At 64.0% G+C, this 22,844-nt stretch carries 22 protein-coding genes and 1 tRNA gene; 3 read left to right on the top strand and 20 right to left on the bottom strand.

Annotation, left to right across the window (positions count from 1 at the left end; genetic code table 11):
• Window positions 1-21: 21 nt before the first annotated feature.
• From AB7531_RS19165 to rpoZ, 8 genes are all read right to left on the bottom strand, one after another.
• Window positions 22-402, bottom strand: coding sequence for a hypothetical protein (locus AB7531_RS19165; protein ID WP_028150631.1), 381 nt, complete (start codon window positions 400-402; stop codon window positions 22-24).
• Window positions 403-423: 21 nt separating this feature from the next.
• Window positions 424-1,350 carry a GTPase Era gene (gene era, locus AB7531_RS19160; RefSeq protein WP_063982835.1) on the bottom strand — a complete coding sequence of 309 codons (927 nt, stop codon included), beginning with the start codon at window positions 1,348-1,350 and terminating at the stop codon, window positions 424-426.
• A complete protein-coding gene (gene rnc, locus AB7531_RS19155) occupies window positions 1,340-2,221 on the bottom strand; it encodes a ribonuclease III (RefSeq protein WP_063982834.1) in 882 nt (293 codons plus the stop codon). The genes era and rnc overlap by 11 nt, the downstream gene beginning before the upstream one ends.
• Window positions 2,218-2,982, bottom strand: a complete 765-nt coding sequence (gene lepB / locus AB7531_RS19150) for a signal peptidase I (protein WP_014494746.1) — start codon at window positions 2,980-2,982, stop codon at window positions 2,218-2,220. Before lepB ends, rnc begins: the two co-directional genes overlap by 4 nt.
• A 250-nt stretch (window positions 2,983-3,232) precedes the next feature.
• Window positions 3,233-3,652: a holo-ACP synthase gene (gene acpS / locus AB7531_RS19145; RefSeq protein WP_014494745.1), complete on the bottom strand. Its 420-nt coding sequence runs from the start codon at window positions 3,650-3,652 to the stop codon at window positions 3,233-3,235.
• Window positions 3,649-4,401, bottom strand: a complete 753-nt coding sequence (locus AB7531_RS19140; RefSeq protein WP_063982833.1) for a pyridoxine 5'-phosphate synthase — start codon at window positions 4,399-4,401, stop codon at window positions 3,649-3,651. Before AB7531_RS19140 ends, acpS begins: the two co-directional genes overlap by 4 nt.
• A 45-nt stretch (window positions 4,402-4,446) precedes the next feature.
• Window positions 4,447-6,732 carry a RelA/SpoT family protein gene (locus AB7531_RS19135; protein ID WP_071913178.1) on the bottom strand — a complete coding sequence of 762 codons (2,286 nt, stop codon included), beginning with the start codon at window positions 6,730-6,732 and terminating at the stop codon, window positions 4,447-4,449.
• A 207-nt stretch (window positions 6,733-6,939) separates the two neighbouring features.
• Complete coding sequence (gene rpoZ / locus AB7531_RS19130; protein WP_014494742.1) at window positions 6,940-7,332, bottom strand: DNA-directed RNA polymerase subunit omega; 393 nt, start codon at window positions 7,330-7,332, stop codon at window positions 6,940-6,942.
• A gap of 329 nt (window positions 7,333-7,661) precedes the next feature.
• On the opposite strand from rpoZ, the gene AB7531_RS19125 reads away from it, so the two are divergent.
• Both AB7531_RS19125 and AB7531_RS19120 read left to right on the top strand, forming a co-directional pair.
• Window positions 7,662-8,309 carry a LabA-like NYN domain-containing protein gene (locus tag AB7531_RS19125; RefSeq protein WP_014494741.1) on the top strand — a complete coding sequence of 216 codons (648 nt, stop codon included), beginning with the start codon at window positions 7,662-7,664 and terminating at the stop codon, window positions 8,307-8,309.
• Window positions 8,290-8,964, top strand: coding sequence for a uracil-DNA glycosylase (locus AB7531_RS19120; protein WP_063982832.1), 675 nt, complete (start codon window positions 8,290-8,292; stop codon window positions 8,962-8,964). The genes AB7531_RS19125 and AB7531_RS19120 overlap by 20 nt, the downstream gene beginning before the upstream one ends.
• Here the strand turns inward: AB7531_RS19120 and AB7531_RS19115 are convergent.
• Genes AB7531_RS19115 through dapA form a run of 4 tightly spaced genes read right to left on the bottom strand, consistent with a single transcriptional unit; the run spans window position 8,961 to window position 11,447 of the window.
• Window positions 8,961-9,542: a peroxiredoxin gene (locus AB7531_RS19115; RefSeq protein WP_063982831.1), complete on the bottom strand. Its 582-nt coding sequence runs from the start codon at window positions 9,540-9,542 to the stop codon at window positions 8,961-8,963. The genes AB7531_RS19120 and AB7531_RS19115 overlap by 4 nt on opposite strands.
• Before the next feature lie 17 nt (window positions 9,543-9,559).
• Window positions 9,560-10,033, bottom strand: a complete 474-nt coding sequence (gene smpB / locus AB7531_RS19110; protein WP_008133025.1) for an SsrA-binding protein SmpB — start codon at window positions 10,031-10,033, stop codon at window positions 9,560-9,562.
• Window positions 10,034-10,092: 59 nt separating this feature from the next.
• The gene (gene mscL, locus AB7531_RS19105) at window positions 10,093-10,506 is read right to left on the bottom strand and encodes a large conductance mechanosensitive channel protein MscL (protein ID WP_063986320.1); all 414 of its coding nucleotides are present in this window, start codon (window positions 10,504-10,506) and stop codon (window positions 10,093-10,095) included.
• Window positions 10,507-10,556: 50 nt separating this feature from the next.
• Complete coding sequence (dapA, locus tag AB7531_RS19100; RefSeq protein WP_038975901.1) at window positions 10,557-11,447, bottom strand: 4-hydroxy-tetrahydrodipicolinate synthase; 891 nt, start codon at window positions 11,445-11,447, stop codon at window positions 10,557-10,559.
• Between the two features lie 280 nt (window positions 11,448-11,727).
• On the opposite strand from dapA, the gene AB7531_RS19095 reads away from it, so the two are divergent.
• Window positions 11,728-14,112, top strand: coding sequence for a lytic transglycosylase domain-containing protein (locus AB7531_RS19095; protein WP_063982830.1), 2,385 nt, complete (start codon window positions 11,728-11,730; stop codon window positions 14,110-14,112).
• Between the two features lie 476 nt (window positions 14,113-14,588).
• Here the strand turns inward: AB7531_RS19095 and AB7531_RS19090 are convergent, their stop codons facing one another.
• From AB7531_RS19090 to gatC, 8 genes are all read right to left on the bottom strand, one after another.
• Window positions 14,589-16,157 carry a porin gene (locus tag AB7531_RS19090; protein WP_063982828.1) on the bottom strand — a complete coding sequence of 523 codons (1,569 nt, stop codon included), beginning with the start codon at window positions 16,155-16,157 and terminating at the stop codon, window positions 14,589-14,591.
• Between the two features lie 544 nt (window positions 16,158-16,701).
• Window positions 16,702-16,795, bottom strand: a tRNA-Ser gene (locus AB7531_RS19085).
• 446 nt (window positions 16,796-17,241) lie between these two features.
• Window positions 17,242-17,508 (bottom strand): hypothetical protein, encoded by a 267-nt coding sequence (locus AB7531_RS19080; RefSeq protein ID WP_063982827.1) that lies wholly within the window; start codon window positions 17,506-17,508, stop codon window positions 17,242-17,244.
• A 1,513-nt stretch (window positions 17,509-19,021) separates the two neighbouring features.
• A complete protein-coding gene (gene gatB / locus AB7531_RS19075) occupies window positions 19,022-20,500 on the bottom strand; it encodes an Asp-tRNA(Asn)/Glu-tRNA(Gln) amidotransferase subunit GatB (RefSeq protein WP_063982826.1) in 1,479 nt (492 codons plus the stop codon).
• The gene (locus AB7531_RS19070) at window positions 20,497-20,799 is read right to left on the bottom strand and encodes a hypothetical protein (RefSeq protein WP_094183808.1); all 303 of its coding nucleotides are present in this window, start codon (window positions 20,797-20,799) and stop codon (window positions 20,497-20,499) included. The genes gatB and AB7531_RS19070 overlap by 4 nt, the downstream gene beginning before the upstream one ends.
• Window positions 20,790-22,265, bottom strand: coding sequence for an Asp-tRNA(Asn)/Glu-tRNA(Gln) amidotransferase subunit GatA (gatA, locus tag AB7531_RS19065; protein WP_063982825.1), 1,476 nt, complete (start codon window positions 22,263-22,265; stop codon window positions 20,790-20,792). The genes AB7531_RS19070 and gatA overlap by 10 nt, the downstream gene beginning before the upstream one ends.
• Entirely contained in the window at window positions 22,262-22,477 is a 216-nt protein-coding gene (locus AB7531_RS19060) for a hypothetical protein (protein ID WP_441280033.1), read from the bottom strand. The genes gatA and AB7531_RS19060 overlap by 4 nt, the downstream gene beginning before the upstream one ends.
• Before the next feature lie 79 nt (window positions 22,478-22,556).
• On the bottom strand, window positions 22,557-22,844 hold the full coding sequence (gene gatC, locus AB7531_RS19055) for an Asp-tRNA(Asn)/Glu-tRNA(Gln) amidotransferase subunit GatC (protein ID WP_063982824.1): 288 nt from the start codon (window positions 22,842-22,844) through the stop codon (window positions 22,557-22,559).

The raw sequence follows: 22,844 nt of genomic DNA, 5'->3' as shown, positions 1-22,844 counted from the left end.
CCTACAGCATCGCGCAAGACGTTAGGCGTTGAACCAGCCCTGCGCGTCGCCGCTGAAGGAGAAATACAGCCCCATCGCCGTCAACACGCAGGAGACGATCTCGATGACGCTGTCGAGCTCCAGGCCCTTCTCGCCGATGATCTGGCCGAGCGAGATCACGGACAGCACGAGGGCCGCCGCCAGCACCCAGCGCGGCCAGTTCTTGCGCCAACGCGCAGCCAACCAGACGAAATAGACCAGCAGCAGGATCATGCCGCCGGCGAGCATGGTCGCCATCATGATCATCTGCTCGGTCATCTCGGCATTGGGCGTGCGGTCCTGCACCGCGACCGACAGGGCATCCAGCATCAATGACGCATAGAGCAGCGCTTCGAAGCGCCGGACGTTGCTGGGTACGCTCATCGGTGACCGATCTTTTCTTGGTTATTCTTTGGGAAATTCCAGGCCCATCTCGCGATAGCGATCGGGATCGTCGCCCCAGTTTTCGCGCACCTTGACGAACAGGAACAGGTGCACCGGCACGCCCAGGATCTCGCCGATCTCCTTGCGCGAGTCCGCGCCGATCGACTTGATGGTGGCGCCGCCTGCGCCCAGCACGATCTTGCGCTGGCTCTCGCGCTCGACGAAGATCGTCTGCTCGATGCGCACCGACTTGTCCTTGCGCTCCTCCCACTTGTCGGTCTCGACCGTGGATTGGTAGGGCAATTCCTGGTGCAGCTTGCGATAGATCTTCTCGCGCGTGATCTCGGCCGCAAGCTGCCGCATCGGCGCGTCCGACATCTGGTCTTCGGGGTAGAGGAACGGGCCCGGCGGCACGATTTCGGCCAGCGTATGCCTGAGGTCGTCGACGCCGTCGCCCGAGATCGCCGCGATCATGAAGGTCTTTGCAAAGGCCATGCGCTCGTTGGCGGCCTGCGCCAGCGCCAGCAGCTTCTCGCGCTGGACCAGATCGACCTTGTTGATGACCAGGATCTTCTCGTGCTTGACGCTGGCGACCTTGGTGAGGATCGCCTCGGCCTCTTCATCAATCCCGGCCTTGGCGTCGAGCAGCACGCAGACGAGGTCGGCGTCGTGCGCCCCGCTCCAGGCCGTCGAGACCATGGCGCGGTCGAGCCGGCGCTTGGGCAGGAAGATGCCGGGCGTGTCGACCAGGATGATCTGCGCGTTGTTCTCGATGACGATGCCGCGGATCAGCGCGCGCGTGGTCTGCACCTTGCGCGAGACGATCGTGACCTTGGCCCCGACCAGCGCATTGACCAGCGTGGATTTTCCGACATTCGGCGCGCCGATCAGCGCAACGAAGCCGCAGCGCGTTGTGGAGGGCGCCTCGCCGCTTGCTTCAGCCGTCATTGCCGCCGCCAACACCTTCACGTTCGATCATCACTGAGGCCGCCACCTTCTCCGCTGCACGCTTGCTGCCACCGATGCCTTCGGCCGACGCCAATCCCGGCAGATCCACCGCGACGCGGAACTGCGGATCGTGATGCGGGCCGGTGCGCTCGACCTCGCGGTAGACAGGCGTCGGCAGCCCCTTCCCCTGCGCCCATTCCTGCAGCACGGTCTTGGGATCGCGCAAGGGACGCCGCGGCTTGTGCATGCGTTCGGTCCAGTTGCGCCTGACGAATTCCGCCGCCGCCGCGTAGCCACCGTCGAGGAAGACGGCGCCGATCACGGCCTCGCAGATGTCGCCGAGCACGCTCTTGCGCAGGCGGGCATCGGCGCTCGGCCCGACCGAACCGAGCTTGACGTCGTCGAGCAGACCGAGCGACTTGGCAACGTCGGCGCAGCTCTCCTTGCGCACCAGTTCGGCAAGTCGCTTGGACAGCTCGCCCTCATCAGCATTCGGGAAGGCGTGATAGAGCATGTCGGAGACGACGAGCCCCAGCACATGGTCACCCAGGAATTCCAGCCGCTGATAGCTGTCGCCGCGCTTGCGCCCCGACTTCAGCGCCGAGACATGCGTGATCGCCTGCATCAGCAGATTCGGATCGGCAAAGCTGTGGCCGATGCGCGCCTCGAGCGCCGCGTTCGCATCCGAGGCCTTGGCCTTGCTGCTCCGCACCCGCTTCTTCTTTGCAGGCGTCTTGGTTTCAGGCGTCTTGGTTTCAGGTGTCTTGGTTTCAGGCGTCTTGGTCGCAAGCGTCTTGGTCGCCGCTTCGCCGTCGGCGCCCGCCGCGGGCTCGGTCGATTGGATCGGGATGTCCTTGGCTTCGTCTTTCATCGGACGATTTTGAAGAAACGGTTCCAGCGCACCGCCCAAGGCCAGCGCCAGAACATCCAGGCATGCTCGCCTTCGGCGATGGAGAAGAAGATCATCTGGGCGCGGCCGATCAAATTCTCCTGCGGCACGTAGCCGACCTGGCCGAGGAAACGGCTGTCGGTAGAGTTGTCACGGTTGTCGCCCATCATGAAGAAATGGCCCGGCGGCACGTTGTAGACGTTGGTGTTGTCCATGTAGCCGTTGTCGGCGCAGTCCAGCGTCTCATAGGACACGCCGTTCGGCAGCGTTTCCTTCCAGCGCTTCACTCGCGAGATGCCCCCGCCTTCGGAGCCGCAGGGATCCTCGCCGACAAATTCGCTCATGCGCTGCCGCTCGACCGGAGTGTCGTTGATGTAGAGCAGCCCATCCTTCATCTGGATGCGGTCGCCGGGAAGGCCGATGACGCGCTTGATGTAGTCGGTGGAGTCGTCCTTCGGCAGGCGGAACACGACGATGTCGCCGCGGTTCGGGTCCGAGCCCCAGATCCGCCCCGAGAACAGCGGCGGCGAGAACGGGATCGAGTAGTGGCTATAACCGTAGGAATATTTCGAGACGAACAGATAGTCGCCGACCAGCAGCGTCGCCTTCATCGAACCGGACGGAATGTTGAACGGCTGGAACAGGAACGTGCGGATCACGAGCGCGATCAGGAGAGCGTGGATCACGACGCGGATCGTTTCGCCGACGCCGCTTTCAGTTTTCGTTCCCGAAGTCACGCTCATTGCTCTCTCAATTCCGGCCGGCGGTCACAGAGCGCCCTCCTTCCGCGAACAGCCCATCGCTTCGCGGCCCAAGGAGATTGTCCTGATTCTGATAATGAGGGCCAATTCCGGCGTAAAGCCGAATTCGCCCAGGCTGATTTGCGTCCGCGGACTTTTAGACGGTTGTCAGGGGCCACGCAATCAAGGATCGCATCAAAACTGAATAAGACATTGATTCTTAATGAGAATTATAAAAACAGCCCGCTGCCGGTCAGGGCTTGGCCAGCGGCACGGCGGAAATGATGACGAAGGCCTGCGCCAGCGGCCAGTCGTCGGTGATCGACAGGTCGATTTTCGCCTCGAACCCCTCGGGCGTCAGGGCCTGGAGCCGGGCCAGCGCCCCGCCCGTCAACTGCATGGTCGGCCGCCCTCCCGGCAGGTTGACCACCCCCATGTCGCGCCACCAGACACCGTTCCGGATGCCGGTACCTAGCGCCTTCGAGCAGGCCTCCTTGGCCGCGAAGCGCTTGGCGTAGGTTGCAACCACCATCTTCTCGCTCTTGGCGCGCCGCTCCGCCTTGGCCCGCTCGGCCGCGGTGAAGATGCGGTCGAGGAAACGCTCGCCATGGCGCTCGATCACCTTGCCGACGCGGGTGATGTCGATCAGGTCGGAGCCGATGCCGATGATCATGCCCGGCTCCGGCCGCGATCCATCGCCGCGCGCATGGTCCGCACCGTCTCGGCGAGCCCGACGAACAGCGCCTCGCCGATCATGTAGTAGCCGATGTTGAGCTCCATGATCTCCGGCAGGGCCGCGATCGTCTCCGCCGTCGCATAGTCGAGCCCGTGGCCCGCATGAACCTCGAGCCCCGCTTCCTTGGCCAGCTTCACCCCTGCCACGATCCGCTGCCATTCCGCCTCGGCCTTCCCGGTGTGGCCGTCGACGACGGCGTCGCACCAGGCCCCCGTGTGGATCTCGATCACGGGCGCACGCAGCCGCGCCGCCATCTCGATCTGCGCGGGATCGGCGGCGATGAACAGCGAGACCCGGATGCCCGCATCGTTCAGGCGCGCGATATAGGGCGCGAGCGCGTTGTGCTGGCCGACCACGTCGAGGCCGCCTTCGGTCGTCACCTCCTGGCGGCGCTCCGGCACGAGGCACACCGCGTGCGGCTTGGTCGCAAGCGAGATCCGCATCATGTCGTCGGTCGCCGCCATCTCGAAATTGAGCGGCCTGGAGATCTCGGCCTTCAGCCGCGCCATGTCCTCGTCGCGGATGTGGCGGCGATCCTCGCGCAGATGCGCGGTGATGCCGTCGGCGCCGGCCTCGATCGCCAGCAGCGCGGCGCGCACCGGATCGGGATGGCGGCCGCCGCGCGCGTTACGCACGGTTGCGACGTGGTCGATATTGACGCCGAGGCGGAGCGGAGAAGCGGACATTTCAGGACTCACGAAATCAGGGAGATGGACGCATGCGAGAGGCGTCTATCCATTAACACGTTCGACACGGGCCACGACCGCCTTGGCGCGCAACTGGGCGAGGATCGCGCTCAGATGCTTGAGATCGTAGACCTCGAGGTCGATCGTCGTCTCCGTGAAATCGGGCGAGCGGCGCTGCATGCTGATGTTGTCGATGTTACCGTCGTGCTCGGCGATCACGGTCGCGATCTGCGCCAGCGCGCCGGGCTCGTTGACGTTCTCGACCTTGATGCGGGCCGGGAAGCGCTGCGGGGCGGAATCCTCGATGTCCCAGCGCACGTCGAGCCAGCGCTCCGGCTCCTCCTCGAAATCCTTCAGGGCCGGCGCCTGGATCGGGTAGATCGTGATCCCCTCGCCCGGCGTGACGATGCCGACGATGCGGTCCCCGGGCACGGCGCCGCCGTTCGGCGCGAACTTCACCGGCAGGTCGGAATTGATGCCGCGGATCGGGATCGCGACCGGGCTGCGCGGCGGCTCCGACGACTTCTCCCTGAGCTTGGCGGCGAGCCCCTTCTTGACGCCGTAGCGCGCGATGCGCTCCTCCTTGTAGTCGGGATACATCGCACGCGCGACGTGGGAGGCCTTGATCTCGCCGCGGCCGACCGCCGCCATGACGTCCTCGATCGAGGTGCGCGCCAGCCGCGGCAGCGCGCCCTTGAGCTTGTCATCGGCGTATTCGATCTTGGCGCGCTCGAACAGGCGTTCGACGATGCGCCGGCCGAGACCGACATATTGGTCGCGCACCGCCGTCCTGGTGGCGCGGCGGATCGCGGCGCGCGCCTTGCCGGTGACCGCGAGCGTTTCCCAGGCCGAGGGCGGCGCCGCCTGCGCCTCCGAGGTCAGCACCTCGACCTCGTCGCCGTTCTGGAGCTCCGAGGACAGCGGCGCGAACTGGCCGTTGATCTTGCAGCCGACGGCGCTGTTGCCGACGTCGGTATGCACGGCATAGGCGAAGTCGATCACATTGGCATGGCGCGGCAGCGCGATCAGCTTGCCCTTCGGGGTGAAGCAGAACACCTGGTCGTGGAACAGCTCGAGCTTGGTGTGCTCGAGGAATTCCTCGGGGTTGGCGCTCTCCGAGAGGATGCCGATGGTGTGGCGCAACCAGGCGAACGCATTGGACTCGCGCTTGAGAAACTCGGTCGGCGAGCCCACGTCTTCCTTGTAGAACACGTGTGCGGCGATGCCGCGCTCGGCGATCTGGTCCATCGCCTCGGTACGGATCTGCAGCTCGACGCGCTGGTTGCCGGGGCCGATCACCGTGGTGTGGATCGAGCGGTAGTCGTTCTGCTTCGGCGTCGAGATGTAGTCCTTGAAACGCCCGGGCACGACCGGCCAGTTGGTGTGGACGATGCCGAGCGCGCGATAGCAGGCCTCGATGTCGTTGACGACGAGGCGGAAGCCGAAGATGTCGGACAATTGCTCGAAGCCGACCGACTTGCGTTCCATCTTGGTCCAGATCGAGAACGGCTTCTTGCGGCGGCCATAGACCCGCGCGCCGAGCCCCCGGTGGCGCAGATTGTTGGAGAGCTGGTCCTCGATCTCGCCGATCAGGTTGCGGTTGCGCTCGGCGAGCGCGTCGAGCCGCTGCATCACCACCGAATAGGCTTCGGGATCGAGGGTGCGGAAGGACAAATCCTCCAGCTCCTCGCGCATTTCCTGCATGCCCATGCGCCCGGCCAGCGGCGCATAGATGTCGAGCGTCTCCTCGGCAATGCGCCGTCGCGACTCCGGCGGCACGAAGTCCAGCGTACGCATGTTGTGCAGGCGGTCGGCGAGCTTGACCAGCAGAACGCGGACATCGTCGGCAATGGCCAGCAACAATTTGCGCAGGTTCTCGGCCTGCTTGGCCTCGCGCGACACCAGCTCCAGCCGCTTCAGCTTGGTCAGGCCCTCGACCAGCGCGCCGATCTCGGGCCCGAAGATCTGGTCGATCTCGGCACGCGTCGCCTCGGTGTCCTCGATCGTGTCGTGCAGCAGGGCAGCCACGATGGTGGCGTCGTCGAGCTTCAGATCGGTGAGAATCGCCGCCACTTCGAGCGGGTGCGAGAAATACGGATCGCCCGAGGCACGTGTCTGCGAGCCGTGCGCCTTCATGGCGTAGACATAGGCGCGGTTCAGCAGGTCTTCGTTGGTATTGGGATTGTAGGACCTGACGCGCTCGACGAGGTCATATTGACGCATCATGCGCGCGCGAGGCTTGGCCGGGCGCCCCACCGGCGCAGTCGGGGCCACGGCAACCGATTCGGTTGCGGCCAGCATCTGCGTTTGTCTCCGGCGCCGATACACCATGCCATCCTGCCTTCAAACGGACCATGAGCTGCCCGTTGCATACATCTTAGCCCCGATCGCGCGTGCGTCCGATCAATTCGGTGACAGGCGCGCAACGCGATGCGGCAACGCTATGGTAACCACGAAAACGCCAACAAAAGCAAAGGCCCGAACACGGGTTCGGGCCTTTGATAAGATCACAAGAAATCGACGACTGCGACGGGACGATTACTCGTCCTCCTCGGGCTGTTCTTCCGGCGGCGCGAGGCCCTCGAGGCCCTTCAGGAGCTCCTCTTCGGTCATGCGCTCAACGGCAACTTCGGTATCGTCGGCATCGACGCTGGCACCGGCGGAACCGATCAGCGGGACCGTATCGGGCTCGGGCTCGTCGACCTCGACGAATTTCTGGAGCGAGTGGACCAGCTCCTCGCGGAGGTCCTCCGGCGAGATGGTTTCGTCCGCAATTTCGCGTAAAGACACAACGGGGTTCTTGTCGTTATCGCGGTCAACCGTTAGTTGTGAACCGGACGAAATCATGCGGGCCCGGTGGGCGGCCAGCAGGACCAGGTCAAACCGGTTGTCGACCTTGTCGATACAATCTTCTACGGTGACGCGAGCCATGGACTGTCGCTCCGTTGTGGGTGGGACGAAATATGTGGATGATTGGGGCTAGTTATAGGGGACAGGGCGATTTCGCAAGGCCAATTTGTGATTTGGCCTCGCCAAACGGCTCTGCTACCCCCACATTGGGGCTGGGATGGGTGGTTTGCCGGGCTGCTGTTGAGGGTGGCACCGGGCGTATGCAGGTCCGCCATAACTATACCTTGATTGCCACGACTTCTCCGGATTTGCGGTTTCGACGGGCTTCGGCGGCACCATAGACCTGCGCGGCTTGCTGTCGCCGCGCCAACAATAAACGATCAATCACGAACGCTACGCGAGCAAACTGAATGTCACCTTCTGCCACTAACAAGATCGCGCTCTTCATCGACGGGGCCAATCTCTACGCGACGGCGAAAACTCTCGGCTTCGACATCGACTACAAGCGCCTGCTGAAGGAGTTTCAGAGCCGCGGGACGCTGTTGCGGGCGTTCTACTACACCGCGATCATCGAGGATCAGGAGTACTCCTCGATCCGCCCGCTGATCGACTGGCTCGACTACAACGGCTACACGGTCGTCACCAAGGCGACCAAGGAGTTCATCGACGCCTCCGGCCGCCGCAAGGTCAAAGGCAACATGGACATCGAGCTCGCCGTGGACGCCATGGAGCTCGCCGAGCACATCGACCAGATGGTGCTGTTCTCGGGTGACGGCGACTTCCGCTCCCTGGTCGAAGCCGTCCAGCGCCGCGGTGTCCGGGTCACCGTGATCTCCACCATCGCGAGCCAGCCGCCGATGATCGCCGACGAGCTGCGCCGCCAGGCCGACGTCTTCACCGACCTCGTCGAGCTGCAATCCAAGCTCGGCCGCGACCCGTCCGAACGACCCGCCCCGCGTGACCGCGGCGAGCGTGGCGAGGGACGCCATCACGCCCCGCAGTTCCTCCAGCGCGCGACCACGATGGCGCCGAGGGGCGATGACGACTTCGAGGAGTGAGGCGGCCCGGTCAAGCCGCCAGCCTCTCACCCTCGTTCCCGACCGTGACTGTCCGCTTTGTCCGCGCCTGGTCGCCTTTCGCGAGGCGAACCGCGCGCGCGAGCCGTTGTGGCACAACGCGCCGGTCCCCCCCTTCGGCGACATCAAGGCGCGCCTGCTGATCGTCGGCCTTGCACCAGGCATGCAGGGCGCCAACCGCACCGGCCGCCCCTTCACCGGCGACTATGCCGGCGACCTGCTCTACGCCACGCTGCTCGAATACGGCTTCGCCAAGGGCACCTATCAGGCGCGGCCCGACGACGGCCTGAAGCTGGTCGACTGCCGGATCGCCAATGCCGTGCATTGCGTTCCGCCGCAGAACAAGCCGCTGCCGGTCGAGATCAACACCTGCCGCCAGTTCCTCGGGGCTACCCTGGCGTCGATGCCGAAGCTGCGCGCGATCGTCGCGCTCGGACGGATTGCGCACGACACGGTGCTCAAGCCGCTGAACCTGAAGGCCTCGCAAGCTCCCTTCGGCCACGGCGCCGTGCATCAGGCCGGCGCATTCAGGCTCTACGACAGCTATCATTGCTCGCGCTACAACACGAACACCGGCGTGCTGACGACGGACATGTTCCGCAGCGTGTTCGCGAAGGTGAAGGCCGACCTGGACTAGGGTTCGGCTGGATTGGCCTTCAGCCAGTCCAGGACATCGCCGGCGTTCCGGTCCGGCGGAAACACCGGATAGAACACATGCGTGACTTTGGCGTCGTCGATGATCAGCGCAAGCCGCTTGATCAAGGTCAGGCCAGCGACCTCCATGGTCGGCAGATTGAGGGCGCGCGTCAGCGCCAGCTTCTCGTCCGACAGCACGGGGAACGGCAGGTGCAGCCGCGATGCCATCTCGGTCTGGTACGCGTTGCTCTGGGTCGAGAGGCCGTACACCTGGGCGGCGCCGGCAGCTTTCAGCTCGGCAAACAGATCACGAAACGCGCAAGTCTGCGGCGTGCAACCGCGCGCGCCCGGGATCATGTCCCAATCGTCGACCAGTCCGATCTTGCCGGGCTCGCCGGTGCGCGGATAGGCGAACACCACGGTCCGGCCGGAGAGTGCTGACAGATTCACCGACGTATCGTCGGTCGCGAGCAGGCTGACCGGAGGCAAGGTCATGCCCTTGAGATGCGCGGCGCCGCCGTCGTCGGCGGGTGCGGGAATCTGGCTCCAATCGACCTCGAGCAGGTTCTTCTGAGTCATCCGCCAACCTCTTGCCGCTATCCCCTCGCCCGCAACAGCCGGCCCTTCTCCCGGCTCCAATCGCGCTTCTTCTCGGACTCGCGCTTGTCGTGCAGCTTCTTGCCCTTTGCAACCGCCAGCTGCAGCTTGGCCCGTCCGCGCTCGTTGAAATAGAGCTTGAGCGGGATCAGCGTCATGCCTTCGCGGTCGACCGCGCCCATCAGCTTGTTGATCTGCTTGCGATGCAGAAGCAGCTTTCGCGGCCGCTTGGGTTCGTGATTGAAGCGGTTGCCCTGGAGATATTCGGGAATGGTGGCGTTGATCAGCCAGATCTCGCCGTCCTTGGAATCGGCGTAGGACTCCGCGATCGTGCTCTTGCCGTTGCGGATCGATTTGACCTCGGTGCCGGTGAGCGCAATGCCCGCCTCGATCGTGTCTTCGATCGCATAGTTGAAGCGGGCCTTGCGATTTTCCGCCATGACCTTGATAGGACGTTCGTTCTTATCGGCCATAACAGACAAATCCGGTCGAGATGCGCGCGTAAGCTAACAGTTTGGATGAAGCGCGCGCGTCACTTCTTGAGGAGATCGCGGATCTCGGTCAGCAGTTCGACCTCGGCCGACGGCTTCGCTGGAGCAGCGGGCGCAGCCTCTTCCTTGCGCTTCAGCGTGTTCATGGCGCGGATTACCAGGAACAACACGAAGGCAACGATGATGAAGTTGATCGTCAGCGTCAGGAAGCTGCCGTAAGCAAGTACTGCACCTTGCTTTTTCGCATCCGCTAAGTTGGTGGCGGTCACCGCCTTCGACAAGGGGGCGAAGTAGTTCGAGAAGTCGAGGCCGCCGGTCGCGGCGCCGATGATCGGCATGATGACGTCACCGACCAGCGACGTGACGATGGCGCCGAAGGCCGCACCGATGATGACGCCGACGGCGAGGTCGACGACGTTGCCTTTCATGGCGAACTCGCGGAACTCCGTGAGCATCTTCCTGCCCTTCTCGTCGACGCTCATGAACGGCTCCCCGGTTGGCTAAATCAGTTGATCAGCCCAGCATGAACCATCGCGCTGCGCACGGCAACGCGCGTCGGCTCGGTGACCGGAACCATCGGCAGGCGCAGCGTCTCGTCCAGCTTGCCGAGCAGCGACATCGCGTACTTGATCGGCGCCGGATTGCTCTCGATGAAGAGGTTGTTGTGCAGCGGCATCAGCTTGTCGTGGATTGCGAGCGCCGCCTTGGTGTCGCCCTTCGCCCAGGCGGCCTGGAATTCCGAGCACAGGCGCGGCGCGACGTTCGAGGTCACCGAGATGCAGCCATGGCCGCCATGCGCCATATAGCCGAGGATGGTCGCGTCCTCGCCGGAGAGCTGGTTGAAATCCTCGCCCATCGCCGCGCGCTGCTGCGAGACGCGGACCATGCTGGCGGTGGCGTCCTTGACGCCGGCGATGTTCTTCAGCTCCCACAGCCGCTTCATGGTGTCGACCGACATGTCGATCACCGAGCGCGGCGGAATGTTGTAGATGATGATCGGGATGCCGATCGCATCGTTGATCGCCTTGAAGTGCTGGTACATCCCTTCCTGGGTCGGCTTGTTGTAATAGGGCGTCACGACCAGCACGGCATCCGCGCCAGCCTTCTCGGCGTGCTGCGCGAGCTCGATCGCCTCTTTCGTCGAATTGGAGCCGGCACCCGCGACCACGGGTACGCGCCCCTTGGCTTCAGCGATGCACCATTCGACGACCTTCTTGTGCTCGTCATGGCTGAGCGTCGGGCTCTCGCCGGTGGTGCCGACCGGGACCAGGCCGTTGGTGCCTTCCGAGATCTGCCAGTTGACCAGCGAGCGGAACGCCGCCTCATCCAGCGAGCCGTTCTTGAACGGCGTGACCAAGGCGGTGAACGATCCCCGGAATTTCGTCTTGGCTGCCATGGACTTCCTCCGTACGCGGCTATCTCTTGAGCAAGCTGCATTCATATCGGGTCTATCCCGCCGGTAAAAGACCCGCTTCCGTGTGACGCACCGTTTAGGCCGCGATTTTGCCGCGGTGGTGGTGCAAACCGGGCAAAGGTAAGCAGCTGTTGGTATTTTGTCCGCATATTCAAGCGAATACAGCTAGGTCTTGAGCCAACTGACTGATTCGGGGCGACCAAACGCCGTGACCTCCTTTCCTCGTTCCGCATGGCGATCCACCGGTCTGGCCGTGTGCCTCATGGCCGGGCTGTCGGTCGGCTGCGCCGCCCTGGCCAAGTCCAATGAGACGACCGCGGACGGGGCCAAGGACACCGCGAAGGGATCCGCCAAGGAAACACCGAAGCAAACAACGAAGGGAACCGGCAAGGAAGCACCGAAGGGCGCGAGCAAGGGAGCAGCTGCCGCCCCGGCCAAGGATGCCGCGAAGAAACCCGGCAAGGATGCTGGCAAGGACGCCGCCAAGGATGCAGGCAAGAGCGCCGGCAAGGAACCCGCCAAGGACAAGCCCAAGCCCGCAGCCGCCGCGCCAAAATCACAGCCGGCCGCCAATGGCTCGTCCCCCAAGACCGCACCCGCGCCGGCCGTGACGGCCACCTTCAGGCCTGCCGCCCCGGCGCCCGTCGCCAAACCCGTCGCAGCTCCTCTGCTTGCGCCGGCGACCCGCCAGCACGCCACGCCGCGCAAGCCGGTCACGCCGGCCGCGGTCGCTGCGACCTCCTCGACGTCGCAGGCCGACAAGGACACGCTTGAGAACGTCATCGAGCTCGTGCGCAAGCGCAAGGCGGCCGACGCCACCAATTACGCTGCCTCGATCTCGGATCCCGTCGCGCGAAAGCTCGCCGAATGGATCATCCTGCGCAGCGAGGACAATGGCGCGACCGTGGAACGCTATCGCGCCTTCCTCTCCGCCAATCCGAGCTGGCCGTCGCAGACCTTCCTGCGCCGGCGCCTCGAGGCCGCGATGTGGGACGACAGGCGCGACGATTCGGTCGCGTGGTCGTGGTTCGAGAATGAATCGCCTGTGTCCGCCAAGGGCCGCTTCACGCTCGCCAAGGCGATGCTGGCGCGCGGCGACCGCGCCAACGCCGAGCGGCTGGTGCGCGAGGCTTGGCGTAGCGATCCGATGTCGGAGGAGACCGAGAACAACGCGCTCGACCAGTTCGGCGCCCTGCTGACGCCGGGCGACCAGAAGGCGCGGATGGACACCTTGCTCTACGGCAGCGAGAACGAAGCCGCGCTCCGCGCCGCAAAGCGCCTCGGCGCCGGCTATCTCGCGCTCGCCAAGGCCCGCATCGCCTCCGTCAAGAAGGCGCCGAACGCGCGCGCGCTGCTCGACGCCGTGCCGCGCGAGCTGCACAACGATCCCGGCTTCATCTTCAGCAAGATCCAGCTCCTGCGCCGCGAGGAGAAGTTCGCCGAAGCCGCCCAGCTGATGCTGTCGGCGCCGAAGGATCCGAACCGTCTCTACAATCTCGACGAATGGTGGATCGAGCGGCGCCTGCTGGCGCGCAAGATGATCGACACCGAGGAATTCCGCAGCGCCTATCTGATCGCGCGCGACGCGGCCCTGCCCTCGCGCGACATCTACAAGACCGAGCAGGAGTTCACCGCCGGCTGGATCGCGCTGCGCTTCCTCAACGACCCCGCCGCCGCCACCCAGCATTTCGCCCGCATCGGCGTCGGCAGCGTCAATCCGACCACGCTGGCGCGCGCCGGCTATTGGCAGGGCCGCGCGGCGGAAGCGGCGGGCCGCCAGCAGGAGGCGCGCAATGCCTACGCCCGGGCGGCCGAGCAATCCACCAGCTATTACGGCCAGCTCGCGCGCGCAAAACTCGGCCTGCCGCAGATCGAGCTCAACAGCCAGCCGCGCGGCCGCAGCGCCGAACGGCTGGAGATCGTGCGCGCCGCGCACCTGCTCTACGAGCTCGACGAACGCGAGATGGCGATACCTGTTCTCGCCGACATGGGCGAGAACGGCGATCCCGAGGCGCTTGCCGGCCTTGGCGAGCTCACCCAGCGCTACAGCGACGCGCGCGGCATGCTGCTGCTCGGCAAGGCTGCGCTCAACCGCGGCCTCCCCTTCGACTTCTACGCCTATCCCGTCAACGGCATTCCGCAGTTCACGCCGATCGGCCCCGAGGTCGAGCGCAGTATCGTCTATGCGATCGCGCGGCAGGAAAGCGCGTTCAACCCCTCCGTGGTCTCGCCGGCGCAGGCTTACGGCCTAATGCAAGTGACGCCGGACGCCGCGCGTTACGTCTGCAAGCGGCACGGCGCGACCTACGATCTGGGGCGGCTGAAGAACGATTCGGTCTACAACGCCACGCTCGGCTCGGCCGAGCTCGGCGGACTGCTCGAGGACTACCGCGGCTCCTACATCATGACCTTTGCCGCCTACAATGCCGGCCGCGGCAGCGTGAAGAAATGGGTCGACCGCTACGGCGACCCGCGCGATCCCAAGGTCGACGCGGTCGACTGGGTCGAGCTGATTCCGTTCTCCGAGACGCGCAACTACGTGCAGCGGATCATGGAGAATCTTCAGGTCTACCGCGCCCGCTTCGGCGGCGGCACACGGTTGCAGATCGAAGCTGACCTGCGCCGCGGCACCGGCAGCGTGGAATAGAGTCATCCTCCTGTGCGCTCCCGATTGACCGCCGAGAGCGTCGGCGGCGAGTGCCGCAGCGCGTCCGGACGTGAGCTGCTGAAGAAGAGCTGAAGCTCGCGCGTGATCTTCAGGCAAGCCTTGCTCGACACTGAGCCCCGAGCGCTCCCTGGTCGCAGTCCGATCGGCAAGCTCGCCGTTCCACCTCCTCGAGGATGAAGGCGTCGATTGCCGCCTGCTGCAGCGTCAGGACGATGGGGCGCTTGCAAGGCCATGCCGTCAACGGCAGTCGGCCCGTTGCATACATTGCGCGGAGATGCCCGCAGCGCAGGGGCCCCTCCTCCGTAACAGCCTCGTCCAGATCGTCACGGACGATGGAGCACGAGAGCAACGCCAGCCCTCCGCCAGCATTCCGCGGCGTTAGAACAGCCATGCCGCCAAAAGAAAAGCCCCGGCGGTTTCCCGCCGGGGCTCTCTGTCAGGTCGTTAGACCAAACTTACCAGTTGCGCTGAGCGCGGAGGAGCAAGCTGACCGTGCTCTGATCCTTCAGCTCGTACACAGCACCCGGCTTGGCCACAGCAAACGCAGGGCCAGCAGCGAGCGTGCTGATCGTGCCCGCGAACTTCTGGTCGAGCATGGTGTAAGCCACGTCCGCCGAGAAGGTCAGGTTCTTCACCGGCGTCCAGCGGGTGATCACACCAATCGTGCCGATGTTGAAGTTCGGGTTGCAAGAGGTGATACCCGCAGTGGCGGCACCCAACGTAGCGAGTTGGCCGCAAATGGCAGCCGCACCAGCGGCGCCGTACGTCAGCTGAGCGTACGAACCGTAGATTGCGGTGTTCCAGTACGGATCCCAGTTGTGGGTGTAGGCGCCGCGCATACCCCAGCTCGTAACCGTGTTGATGCCGGTTCCGTTGGCGAACACACCGTCAGCCGCACCGGCAAGGCCAATGCTCTGATAGGCACCAGCCAGGTTGGTACCGCCGAACATTGCATAGTTCTGCGAAGCCAAGCTCTGGAAGTTGTAGCGGGTCGCACCATCGGTGTAGACCGCCTGGACGTTGATCACGTCGCCCGCACCAGTCGGAATGTTCTTGATGGACAACGCCGCCTGGACAGCCCAGCCCCACTTGTCGCCCGGATGACCGGCCGCTTCGGTTCCGACAAGTCCCGGAGTCGCGTAGTACGCTACGTGGTTGTTGTGCGCCGCGGCGGACAACTGGAACAGACCCCAAGCCTGGTCAATACGGACCATACCCTGGATGTCAGGAGCCCGCGTGCCGCCGAAGGCATTGATGCCGTAGCCGCCGGTACCAAAATTCGCGATCGAAATGCCGGCGCTGGTGTTGTACAGGTTGCTCTGATAGTAGGCCGTCGGATCCACCGCCGAAATCGCGGCAGTGATGCCCTGACCGAAGTCGGCAGTATAGGTGAACTGGTTCACACCAGTGACCGTGCCGCCGCCGCCAGTCAGACCGTCGAAGTTGTTACCCGGATAGTTGGTCCAGGGAGCGTCGAACTGGGCAACAGCTTTACCCATCGTGAAGCCCGCGAACTGGATGAAGGCGTAGTACACACCGAGCGTACCGCCAGCGATGGCGCCCGCGTTGGCATTGTTCGGAGCGCTAACGCCCGTTGCGCCGAGCTGCGAGTAAACGGTGGAGCCGTTGCCGGTGCCGTTGCCCGAGTAGGTATCCGTCGTCCACGAGAACACCACGTCGGCGAAGGTACGAACCACGCCGTATTCGGTCGCGGTGCGCGTGTCGACGTTGAAGTCTTCACGGGCGCGAGTGACGTAGTAGTTCGTCAGACGGTTCGCAGAACCGTTAACACTGCTGAAGTTACCGTTGAAATCGGTCGCGTTGACCGCGACTTCAGCACGCAGATAACCACCCAGCTTGATGCAGGTGTCAGTGCCCGGGATGTAGTAGAAACCCGCACCGTAGAGCGAGCAGATCCTCACGTATTCGACCGCCTTGGCCTTTACGGGAAGATCAGCCGCTTGTGCTCCGCCGACGGCAAGCAGTGCTGCCGCAGAACCGAGCAAAAGGCCCTTGAATTTCATGTTAAACCTCCAAGTTGAAGCCCCGTACAATTCCTCGTACAAAGCCGTTTGAACCACCCGCGAAAAAACGTTGGAAATCAACGCATCCTCGTAGCGAAGGTGGACTTAAGCGAACCACCTAAAACGGGACGACCTCGGGATGCCCCCCTCCGTCGCTCAGTCACAATTACCGAACGTCTTTGCACACACAACAAGAGAACGCTCCGTAGCGAGCCCATGACGTTTGTTTTCCGAAGGGTGTTGCACAAATAACACGCAAATGTGATCGAAGCGCTCTCGCAACATATTGTTTTTGCTTATTTTTCTAGGACGGTTCCGTTTGCCGTCAAAATTCCCCACCTGAGGCGTTGTGGACGGAACTCCGGCCTGAACAGGCTTTGACGCGCACGAATCGTGGAATCAGAAGGAGACTCAAGGAGAAGGCACACAGGTCTTCCCGCGACTCTCCACCAGGCGCAGACATGGTCGCGGCAACGCTCAAGGCGCGCTGCGAAGGCTCCTTATCGATGGTGGGGATGATTGAGACCGGAGCGGACAGCTCGGCTGGCGGAGACGGAGGGATTCGAACCCTCGATAGGCCTTTACAAGCCTATAACGGTTTAGCAAACCGCCGCCTTCAGCCACTCGGCCACGTCTCCAATATGCCGGGTATGCCCGACACGGCGGCGAGCCGCAAGCGGCAGAATCAAGGTCTGTGCGTTCTTTCACCTGAAAGCGACCGCCGGACGACCGCGAAAGCCTGGCGCATGGATCAGCGCGGCACGCGCAGCCGATTCGCGCTCTCTATATATGTGTGCATCCATCCACGGGATTGCCGGATCCGCCGCTGCCAGGGCGCATTCAGCACCACCTCGCCGGCTCAGATATTGAACCAGACGCCGGAGCTGCGCCGGGACGGAAGGCCCAAGACCTCTATATCCCCGGCAAGAGGCCCGTCTTGTGCGGCCGTCCGGGTTCCAGAGCGGAATCGTCGGGCGGCGGCTCGGTCATGCCGCGCGGGTCCGGGTGGCGACACGACGAAGGAACTTGATTGAGCGCAATCCGGCGCACCCGTGAAGACAAGGGTGCGGATGCGATTCTCGGCTCAGTGAGCCGAGACCCACGCCCTCGCCTCGCGCTGCGCGGCCGAGATCTCGGCGTCCGACATCTGCCCGGCGACTTCCTGGCGCAGCGCCACGGCGTCCCTGCGGCCCTTCAGCGCGGCGAGGTTGAACCATTTATGCGCCGCGACGAGGTCAACGAGGCCGGAGCGGCCGCTCGCCCAATAGATCCCGCGCTCGAACAACACGTCCGACAGCGCGCTCGCGTCGATCGGCGTCGCCGTCTCCAGATCGAAAGTACCCTGAAACATAACGCATCCCCTTTTTTTCTGCCGCCTCGTTCCCCCCGAGCGCGGCTCCCGTCCAAAGACCTGTTCAACTCATCCCCATGCCGTTTGCCGGCTTGTTGAAGGCGATGATGGCGGGCAAATTTGAATGGCAGTTTAAGTATCGCGATGAAGCAGACGTAAACGCACCCGCACGGTGCGCGCGCGACGAATGCAAGAAGTCCCCGCTTTGCAGGCACTTCTGCGATTCGTCAGATTCGGTTTACCCTGGGATTTTGGGAGAACGATAACCATCGCGCGCGGTGACGCGTGTCCTGCGGTTACAATTCGTGGGAGGGGCGCGTTGTGGGAGGGGCGCGCCGGCAAGGCCACACGGGCGCCTCGCGTGGCGGCGCCACCCCGTGGCCGGCAGGCCGCGCAGCGCGAAGCGCGCGACTTTAGCAATCGGAACGACGGCTTCGCATTGCGCCTGCGCGGCGAACGTCGCGGCAAACGACAGTCGCCGCAGCCCTCGCCTGCCCCACGGCAGCGCGGCCACGTCACGGTCAGATCAGCAATGTGGGAAAAGGGAATGCCGGCAATACCCCGGCCTCAAGAGAACGAGGGCGTCGGCGAACACGTCAGGACCAGATTCCACGTTGGCCCGAAGGCCGCTTGTGAAATTGCGGAGCCCTTGAGAAGGAGAACCGCACCGAACGAAGAAAACTTGTTTCTTCTGCCGGACCGTACTTTGGCGAGCGAACCCGCGAAAGAGAACGATCCGACCGTTGGCCTGATGTCTCGCCGACACCCTCTATCGCCGACCAGAACCTGTTAGAAGGCGCTGATGACGTGCCGGCTCTCTAGGAGCCGGCAACTTCAGAAGCGAAGTTACTTCTTCTTCGCGACCTTGCGGGTCTTCTTCGCAGTCTTCTTCACTGCGCTCTTCGCCTTCTTCGCCTTCTTCGCCTTCTTCGCTTTCTTGGCCATGTTGCCCTCCGATGTGTGAGATGGCTGTAATCGCTGCATGCAGTCGGGGATCGAATGCACACTCATCCCGAATACACCAACACGACGAAAAAAACAGCTTCTCGCTTAAAGAAGTGTTGACGGCACAACGCGCCTGCGCTTGGCGAGCGCGATGCGGGCGCACTGCATGACGCGTGCTTGCGATCGCGGGGAGTGCCCGCATCGTCGATGTTTGCGCGAGATGCGATTGCAGAAAAACACTACACGGCAAGTATTTTTCTGCACGCGCGCATTGCGCATGCGCGATGCGATGATGTGCATCGTCGATCCCGCGATCGCCGCGCAAGGGCGCTTCGCGGACTCTGAGTCGCGAGTTTTGGCAACGAAAATATTTTCATGCTTAACGGCGCAAGCGCTCGTCAGCGCGTGTGGAAGCCGCCGTTTTGCGCGAATCGCGTGGCGGCGATTCGGCCGCCGCATCGCCGTCGGTCGGGATGGAGTTTGCCGCCGAGGGTGCGCGCGAGCGTCGCAGCGCGAACCGGAAACGAGGTGACGAAGCGTATCCGTCACCTCGTTCGAATGTGTGACGTCAGATGCCGAGCTTCGACTTCAAGAGGTCGTTGACGCTCTGCGGGTTGGCCTTGCCGCCGGACGCCTTCATCACCTGGCCGACGAACCAGCCGAGCGACTGCGGCTTGTCCTTGACCTGCGCGGCCTTGTCGGGATTGGCCGCGATGATGTCGTCGACCACCTTCTCGATCGCCGAGAGGTCGGTGACCTGCTTCATGCCGCGGCTTTCGACCAGCGCGCGCGGATCGCCGCCCTCCTGCCAGACGATCTCGAACAGATCCTTGGCGATCTTGCCGGAGATCGTGCCCTCGCCGATCAGGTCGATGATCGCAGCCAACTGCTCGGCGTTGACGGGAGAGGCCGTAATATCCCGGCCTTCCTTGTTGAGACGGCCGAACAGCTCGTTGATCACCCAGTTCGCCGCCATCTTGCCGTCGCGGGCACGGTTGCCGAGCGTGTCCAGCACCGTCTCGTAGAACACCGCGCTCTCGCGCTCGGCGACCAGCACGCTCGCATCGTAAGCCGACAGGCCGAAGTCGGCGACGAAGCGCGCCTTCTTCTGGTCCGGCAGCTCCGGCAGCTCTGTCTTCAGCTCGTCGACGAAGCTTTGCGAGAATTCGAGCGGCAGCAGGTCGGGATCGGGGAAGTAGCGGTAGTCATGCGCCTCTTCCTTGGACCGCATCGATCGCGTCTCGCCCTTGTTGGGGTCGTAGAGCCGCGTTTCCTGGTCGATCTCCCCGCCGTCCTCGAGGATCTCGATCTGGCGCCGCGCCTCGTACTCGATCGCCTGGCCGATGAAGGTGATCGAGTTCATGTTCTTGATCTCGCAGCGGGTGCCGAGCGGTGCACCCGGCTTGCGCACGGAGACGTTGACGTCGGCGCGCAAAGATCCCTTCTCCATGTCGCCGTCGCAGGTGCCGAGATAGCGCAGGATCGAGCGCAGCTTGGTCACATAGGCCTTGGCCTGCTCGGCGTCGCGGATGTCGGGCTTAGAGACGATCTCCATCAGCGCCACGCCGCAACGGTTGAGATCGACATGGGACATGGCCGGCGACTGATCGTGCAGCAACTTGCCGGCGTCCTGCTCAAGATGAAGGCGCTCGATGCCGATGGTCGCGGTCTTGCCGCCATCCAGTTCGACCACGACCTCACCTTCGCCGACGATCGGCGACTTGTACTGGCTGATCTGGTAGCCCTGCGGCGAGTCCGGATAGAAATAGTTCTTACGGTCGAACACCGAACGCAGATTGATCTGCGCGTTCAGCCCGAGCCCGGTCCGGACAGCCTGTCTGACGCATTCCTCGTTGATGACGGGCAGCATGCCCGGCATCGCGGCATCGACCAGCGACACGTGGCTGTTCGGCTCGCCGCCGAACGTGGTGGACGCGCCCGAGAACAGTTTTGAATTCGAGGTCACCTGGGCATGGATCTCCATGCCGATGACCATCTCCCAGTCACCGGTGGCGCCCTTGAGAAGCTTGTGCGTGGCCGTGCTCATGTCCTGCTCCCGAGCAGCGTGGCAGCGATCCGCTCCCACTCCGCCTCCAATGAATCCTTTGCCGCGGGTTGGCCGGCCTGGCGATACCAGTAGCCGGCATTGCCGAGATCGCCTTCGACCCGATGCAGATAGGCGTGCACCCAGGCGGCGTCGCGGCTGTTCTCGTCCTGAACGATCTTGTGCGCCTGATCCCAGTCGCCCTTCGCGGCCCACCAGAGGCCGGCGAGCGGCGCGTTCAGATCCGGCGCGGGCGCCGCGCCGTCGAGGCTCGCGATGAACGCGGCGACATTCACCACCACCTCGCGGGCGTGAAGCGGCCGGCGGCCTGCTCGATCACCTCGCCGAGCGAGAACAGCGTCTCCTCATCGAACGGACGGCCGATCAGCTGCAGGCCGAGCGGCAGGCCTTGCGCGTCCTTGCCCGCAGGCACGGCGATGCCCGGCAGGCCCGCCATGTTCACGGTCACCGTGAAGATGTCGTTGAGATACATCTCGACGGGATCCGCCCCGCCCTTCTCGCCGATGCCGAAGGCTGCCGACGGCGTCGCCGGCGTCAGGATCGCGTCGACGCCCTTGGCGAAGCAGTCCTCAAAATCCTTCTTGATCAGCGTCCGCACCTTCTGCGCGCGCAGATAATAGGCGTCGTAATAGCCGGCCGAGAGCACATAGGTGCCGATCATGACGCGGCGCTTCACCTCCGCGCCAAAACCCTCGGCGCGGCTGTTCTCGTAGAGTTCGATGATGTTCTTGCCCTGCTCGCGCAGTCCGTAGCGCACGCCGTCATAGCGCGCGAGGTTGGAGGACGCCTCCGCCGGCGCCACGATGTAATAGGCCGGCAGCGCGTATTTGGTGTGCGGCAGCGACACTTCGACGAGCTCGGCACCGGCCGCCTTCAGCCAGGCCGCGCCCTCGCTCCAGAGCTTCTCGATCTCGGCCGGCATGCCGTCGAGGCGATACTCCTTGGGGATGCCGATCCTGATGCCCTTCACGGACTTGCCGATCGCGGCCTCATAATCCGGCACGGCAATGTCGACCGACGTCGTGTCCTTCGGATCGTGCCCGGCCATCGAGCGCAGCAGCATCGCGCTATCGCGCACGCTGCGCGCGATCGGACCGGCCTGGTCGAGCGAGGAGGCGAAGGCGACGATGCCCCAGCGCGAGCAGCGGCCGTAGGTCGGCTTGATCCCGACGGTCGCGGTGAACGCCGCCGGCTGGCGGATCGAGCCGCCGGTATCGGTCGCGGTCGCGCCCATGCACAGCAACGCCGCAACGGCCGAGGCCGAGCCGCCGGACGAGCCGCCCGGCACCAGCGTCGTGTTGCTTCCCTCGCGCCGCCAGGGATTGCCGACGGGGCCGAAGCACGAGGTCTCGTTGGCCGAGCCCATCGCGAACTCGTCATTGTTGAGCTTGCCGAGCATCACGGCGCCGTCGCGCCACAGCTGCGAGGTCACGGTGGACTCATAGGTCGGCACGAAATTGCCGAGGATCTTCGAGCACGCCGTCGTGCGCACACCCTTGGTCGCGAACAGGTCCTTGATGCCGAGCGGAATGCCGGCGAGCGGGCCGCCCTCACCCTTGGCGATCTTCTCGTCCACGGCCTTCGCCATGTCGCGCGCGCGATCGGGCGTCTCCATCACGAAGGCATTGAGCACGCGTGCGGCTTCGATCGCGTTCAGATGCGCGTCGGTCAGCTCGAGGGACGTGAAAGTCTTGGCCGCGAGGCCCTTGCGGGCCTCGGCGAGCGTCAGCGATGTCAAATCGGTCATTTATTGATCGGGCTGCAGAAGAACGGAGACAGGGTTTTGTCGTTGGCCGGGTCGTCTTTTTTCTTGGCAGCGACGTTCGCGGCGGCCTCGATCTCGTCGAGCACGGCATTGACGGCGACGTTGGGATCGGCAGCCTTGCCCTGCCGCTCCATCTTGTCGAGATAGTTCATGTAGGCCTGATAGGCCTTCTCATCGTCGCAAAGCATGCACATCGGACTTGGTCCTAAGGCTCTTTAGTTTGACGCGTTTTCTTTACGCGAACCGGCTTCCACTTCGCTCAAAAACGCTACGTCACTCGACCACCTTGGGCACAAGAAAGAAGTGACCTTCGGTCGCGGGCGCGTTGGCAACGATATCGTCGGCGATCTCGCCGTCATTGACCACGTCCTGCCGCTTCTTCATCTGCATCGGGGTGACCGAGGTCATCGGCTCCACGCCCTCGACGTTGACCTCCGAGAGCTGCTCGACAAAGGCGAGCATGGCGTTGAGCTCGCCCTGCAGATGCGGAACCTCGCCCTCGGAAACCGCAATGCGCGCCAGATGCGCGATGCGGCGGACGGTAGCGTCGTCGACGGACAT

The organism is Bradyrhizobium sp. 63_E2_N1_3, assembly GCF_052076005.1.
GTDB lineage: Bacteria > Pseudomonadota > Alphaproteobacteria > Rhizobiales > Xanthobacteraceae > Bradyrhizobium > Bradyrhizobium barranii.
This window is presented reverse-complemented; position numbering and strand designations above follow the sequence as displayed.

Bases quoted from the DNA above. Each gene is read 5' to 3' on its own strand.
- gatA (WP_063982825.1), bottom strand. From the start codon at position 22,265: ATGACCGATTTGACATCGCTGACGCTCGCCGAGGCCCGCAAGGGCCTC.
- AB7531_RS19090 (WP_063982828.1), bottom strand. From the start codon at position 16,157: ATGAAATTCAAGGGCCTTTTGCTCGGTTCTGCGGCAGCACTGCTTGCC.
- gatB (WP_063982826.1), bottom strand. From the start codon at position 20,500: ATGAGCACGGCCACGCACAAGCTTCTCAAGGGCGCCACCGGTGACTGG.
- AB7531_RS19120 (WP_063982832.1), top strand. From the start codon at position 8,290: ATGACGACTTCGAGGAGTGAGGCGGCCCGGTCAAGCCGCCAGCCTCTC.
- gatC (WP_063982824.1), bottom strand. From the start codon at position 22,844: ATGTCCGTCGACGACGCTACCGTCCGCCGCATCGCGCATCTGGCGCGC.
- mscL (WP_063986320.1), bottom strand. From the start codon at position 10,506: ATGCTCACGGAGTTCCGCGAGTTCGCCATGAAAGGCAACGTCGTCGAC.
- AB7531_RS19125 (WP_014494741.1), top strand. From the start codon at position 7,662: ATGTCACCTTCTGCCACTAACAAGATCGCGCTCTTCATCGACGGGGCC.
- era (WP_063982835.1), bottom strand. From the start codon at position 1,350: ATGACGGCTGAAGCAAGCGGCGAGGCGCCCTCCACAACGCGCTGCGGC.
- AB7531_RS19095 (WP_063982830.1), top strand. From the start codon at position 11,728: ATGGCCGGGCTGTCGGTCGGCTGCGCCGCCCTGGCCAAGTCCAATGAG.
- AB7531_RS19080 (WP_063982827.1), bottom strand. From the start codon at position 17,508: ATGTTTCAGGGTACTTTCGATCTGGAGACGGCGACGCCGATCGACGCG.
- AB7531_RS19115 (WP_063982831.1), bottom strand. From the start codon at position 9,542: ATGACTCAGAAGAACCTGCTCGAGGTCGATTGGAGCCAGATTCCCGCA.
- AB7531_RS19060 (WP_441280033.1), bottom strand. From the start codon at position 22,477: ATGTGCATGCTTTGCGACGATGAGAAGGCCTATCAGGCCTACATGAAC.
- AB7531_RS19135 (WP_071913178.1), bottom strand. From the start codon at position 6,732: ATGGTGTATCGGCGCCGGAGACAAACGCAGATGCTGGCCGCAACCGAA.
- smpB (WP_008133025.1), bottom strand. From the start codon at position 10,033: ATGGCCGATAAGAACGAACGTCCTATCAAGGTCATGGCGGAAAATCGC.
- rnc (WP_063982834.1), bottom strand. From the start codon at position 2,221: ATGAAAGACGAAGCCAAGGACATCCCGATCCAATCGACCGAGCCCGCG.
- rpoZ (WP_014494742.1), bottom strand. From the start codon at position 7,332: ATGGCTCGCGTCACCGTAGAAGATTGTATCGACAAGGTCGACAACCGG.
- AB7531_RS19140 (WP_063982833.1), bottom strand. From the start codon at position 4,401: ATGTCCGCTTCTCCGCTCCGCCTCGGCGTCAATATCGACCACGTCGCA.
- AB7531_RS19165 (WP_028150631.1), bottom strand. From the start codon at position 402: ATGAGCGTACCCAGCAACGTCCGGCGCTTCGAAGCGCTGCTCTATGCG.
- acpS (WP_014494745.1), bottom strand. From the start codon at position 3,652: ATGATCATCGGCATCGGCTCCGACCTGATCGACATCACCCGCGTCGGC.
- dapA (WP_038975901.1), bottom strand. From the start codon at position 11,447: ATGGCAGCCAAGACGAAATTCCGGGGATCGTTCACCGCCTTGGTCACG.
- lepB (WP_014494746.1), bottom strand. From the start codon at position 2,982: ATGAGCGTGACTTCGGGAACGAAAACTGAAAGCGGCGTCGGCGAAACG.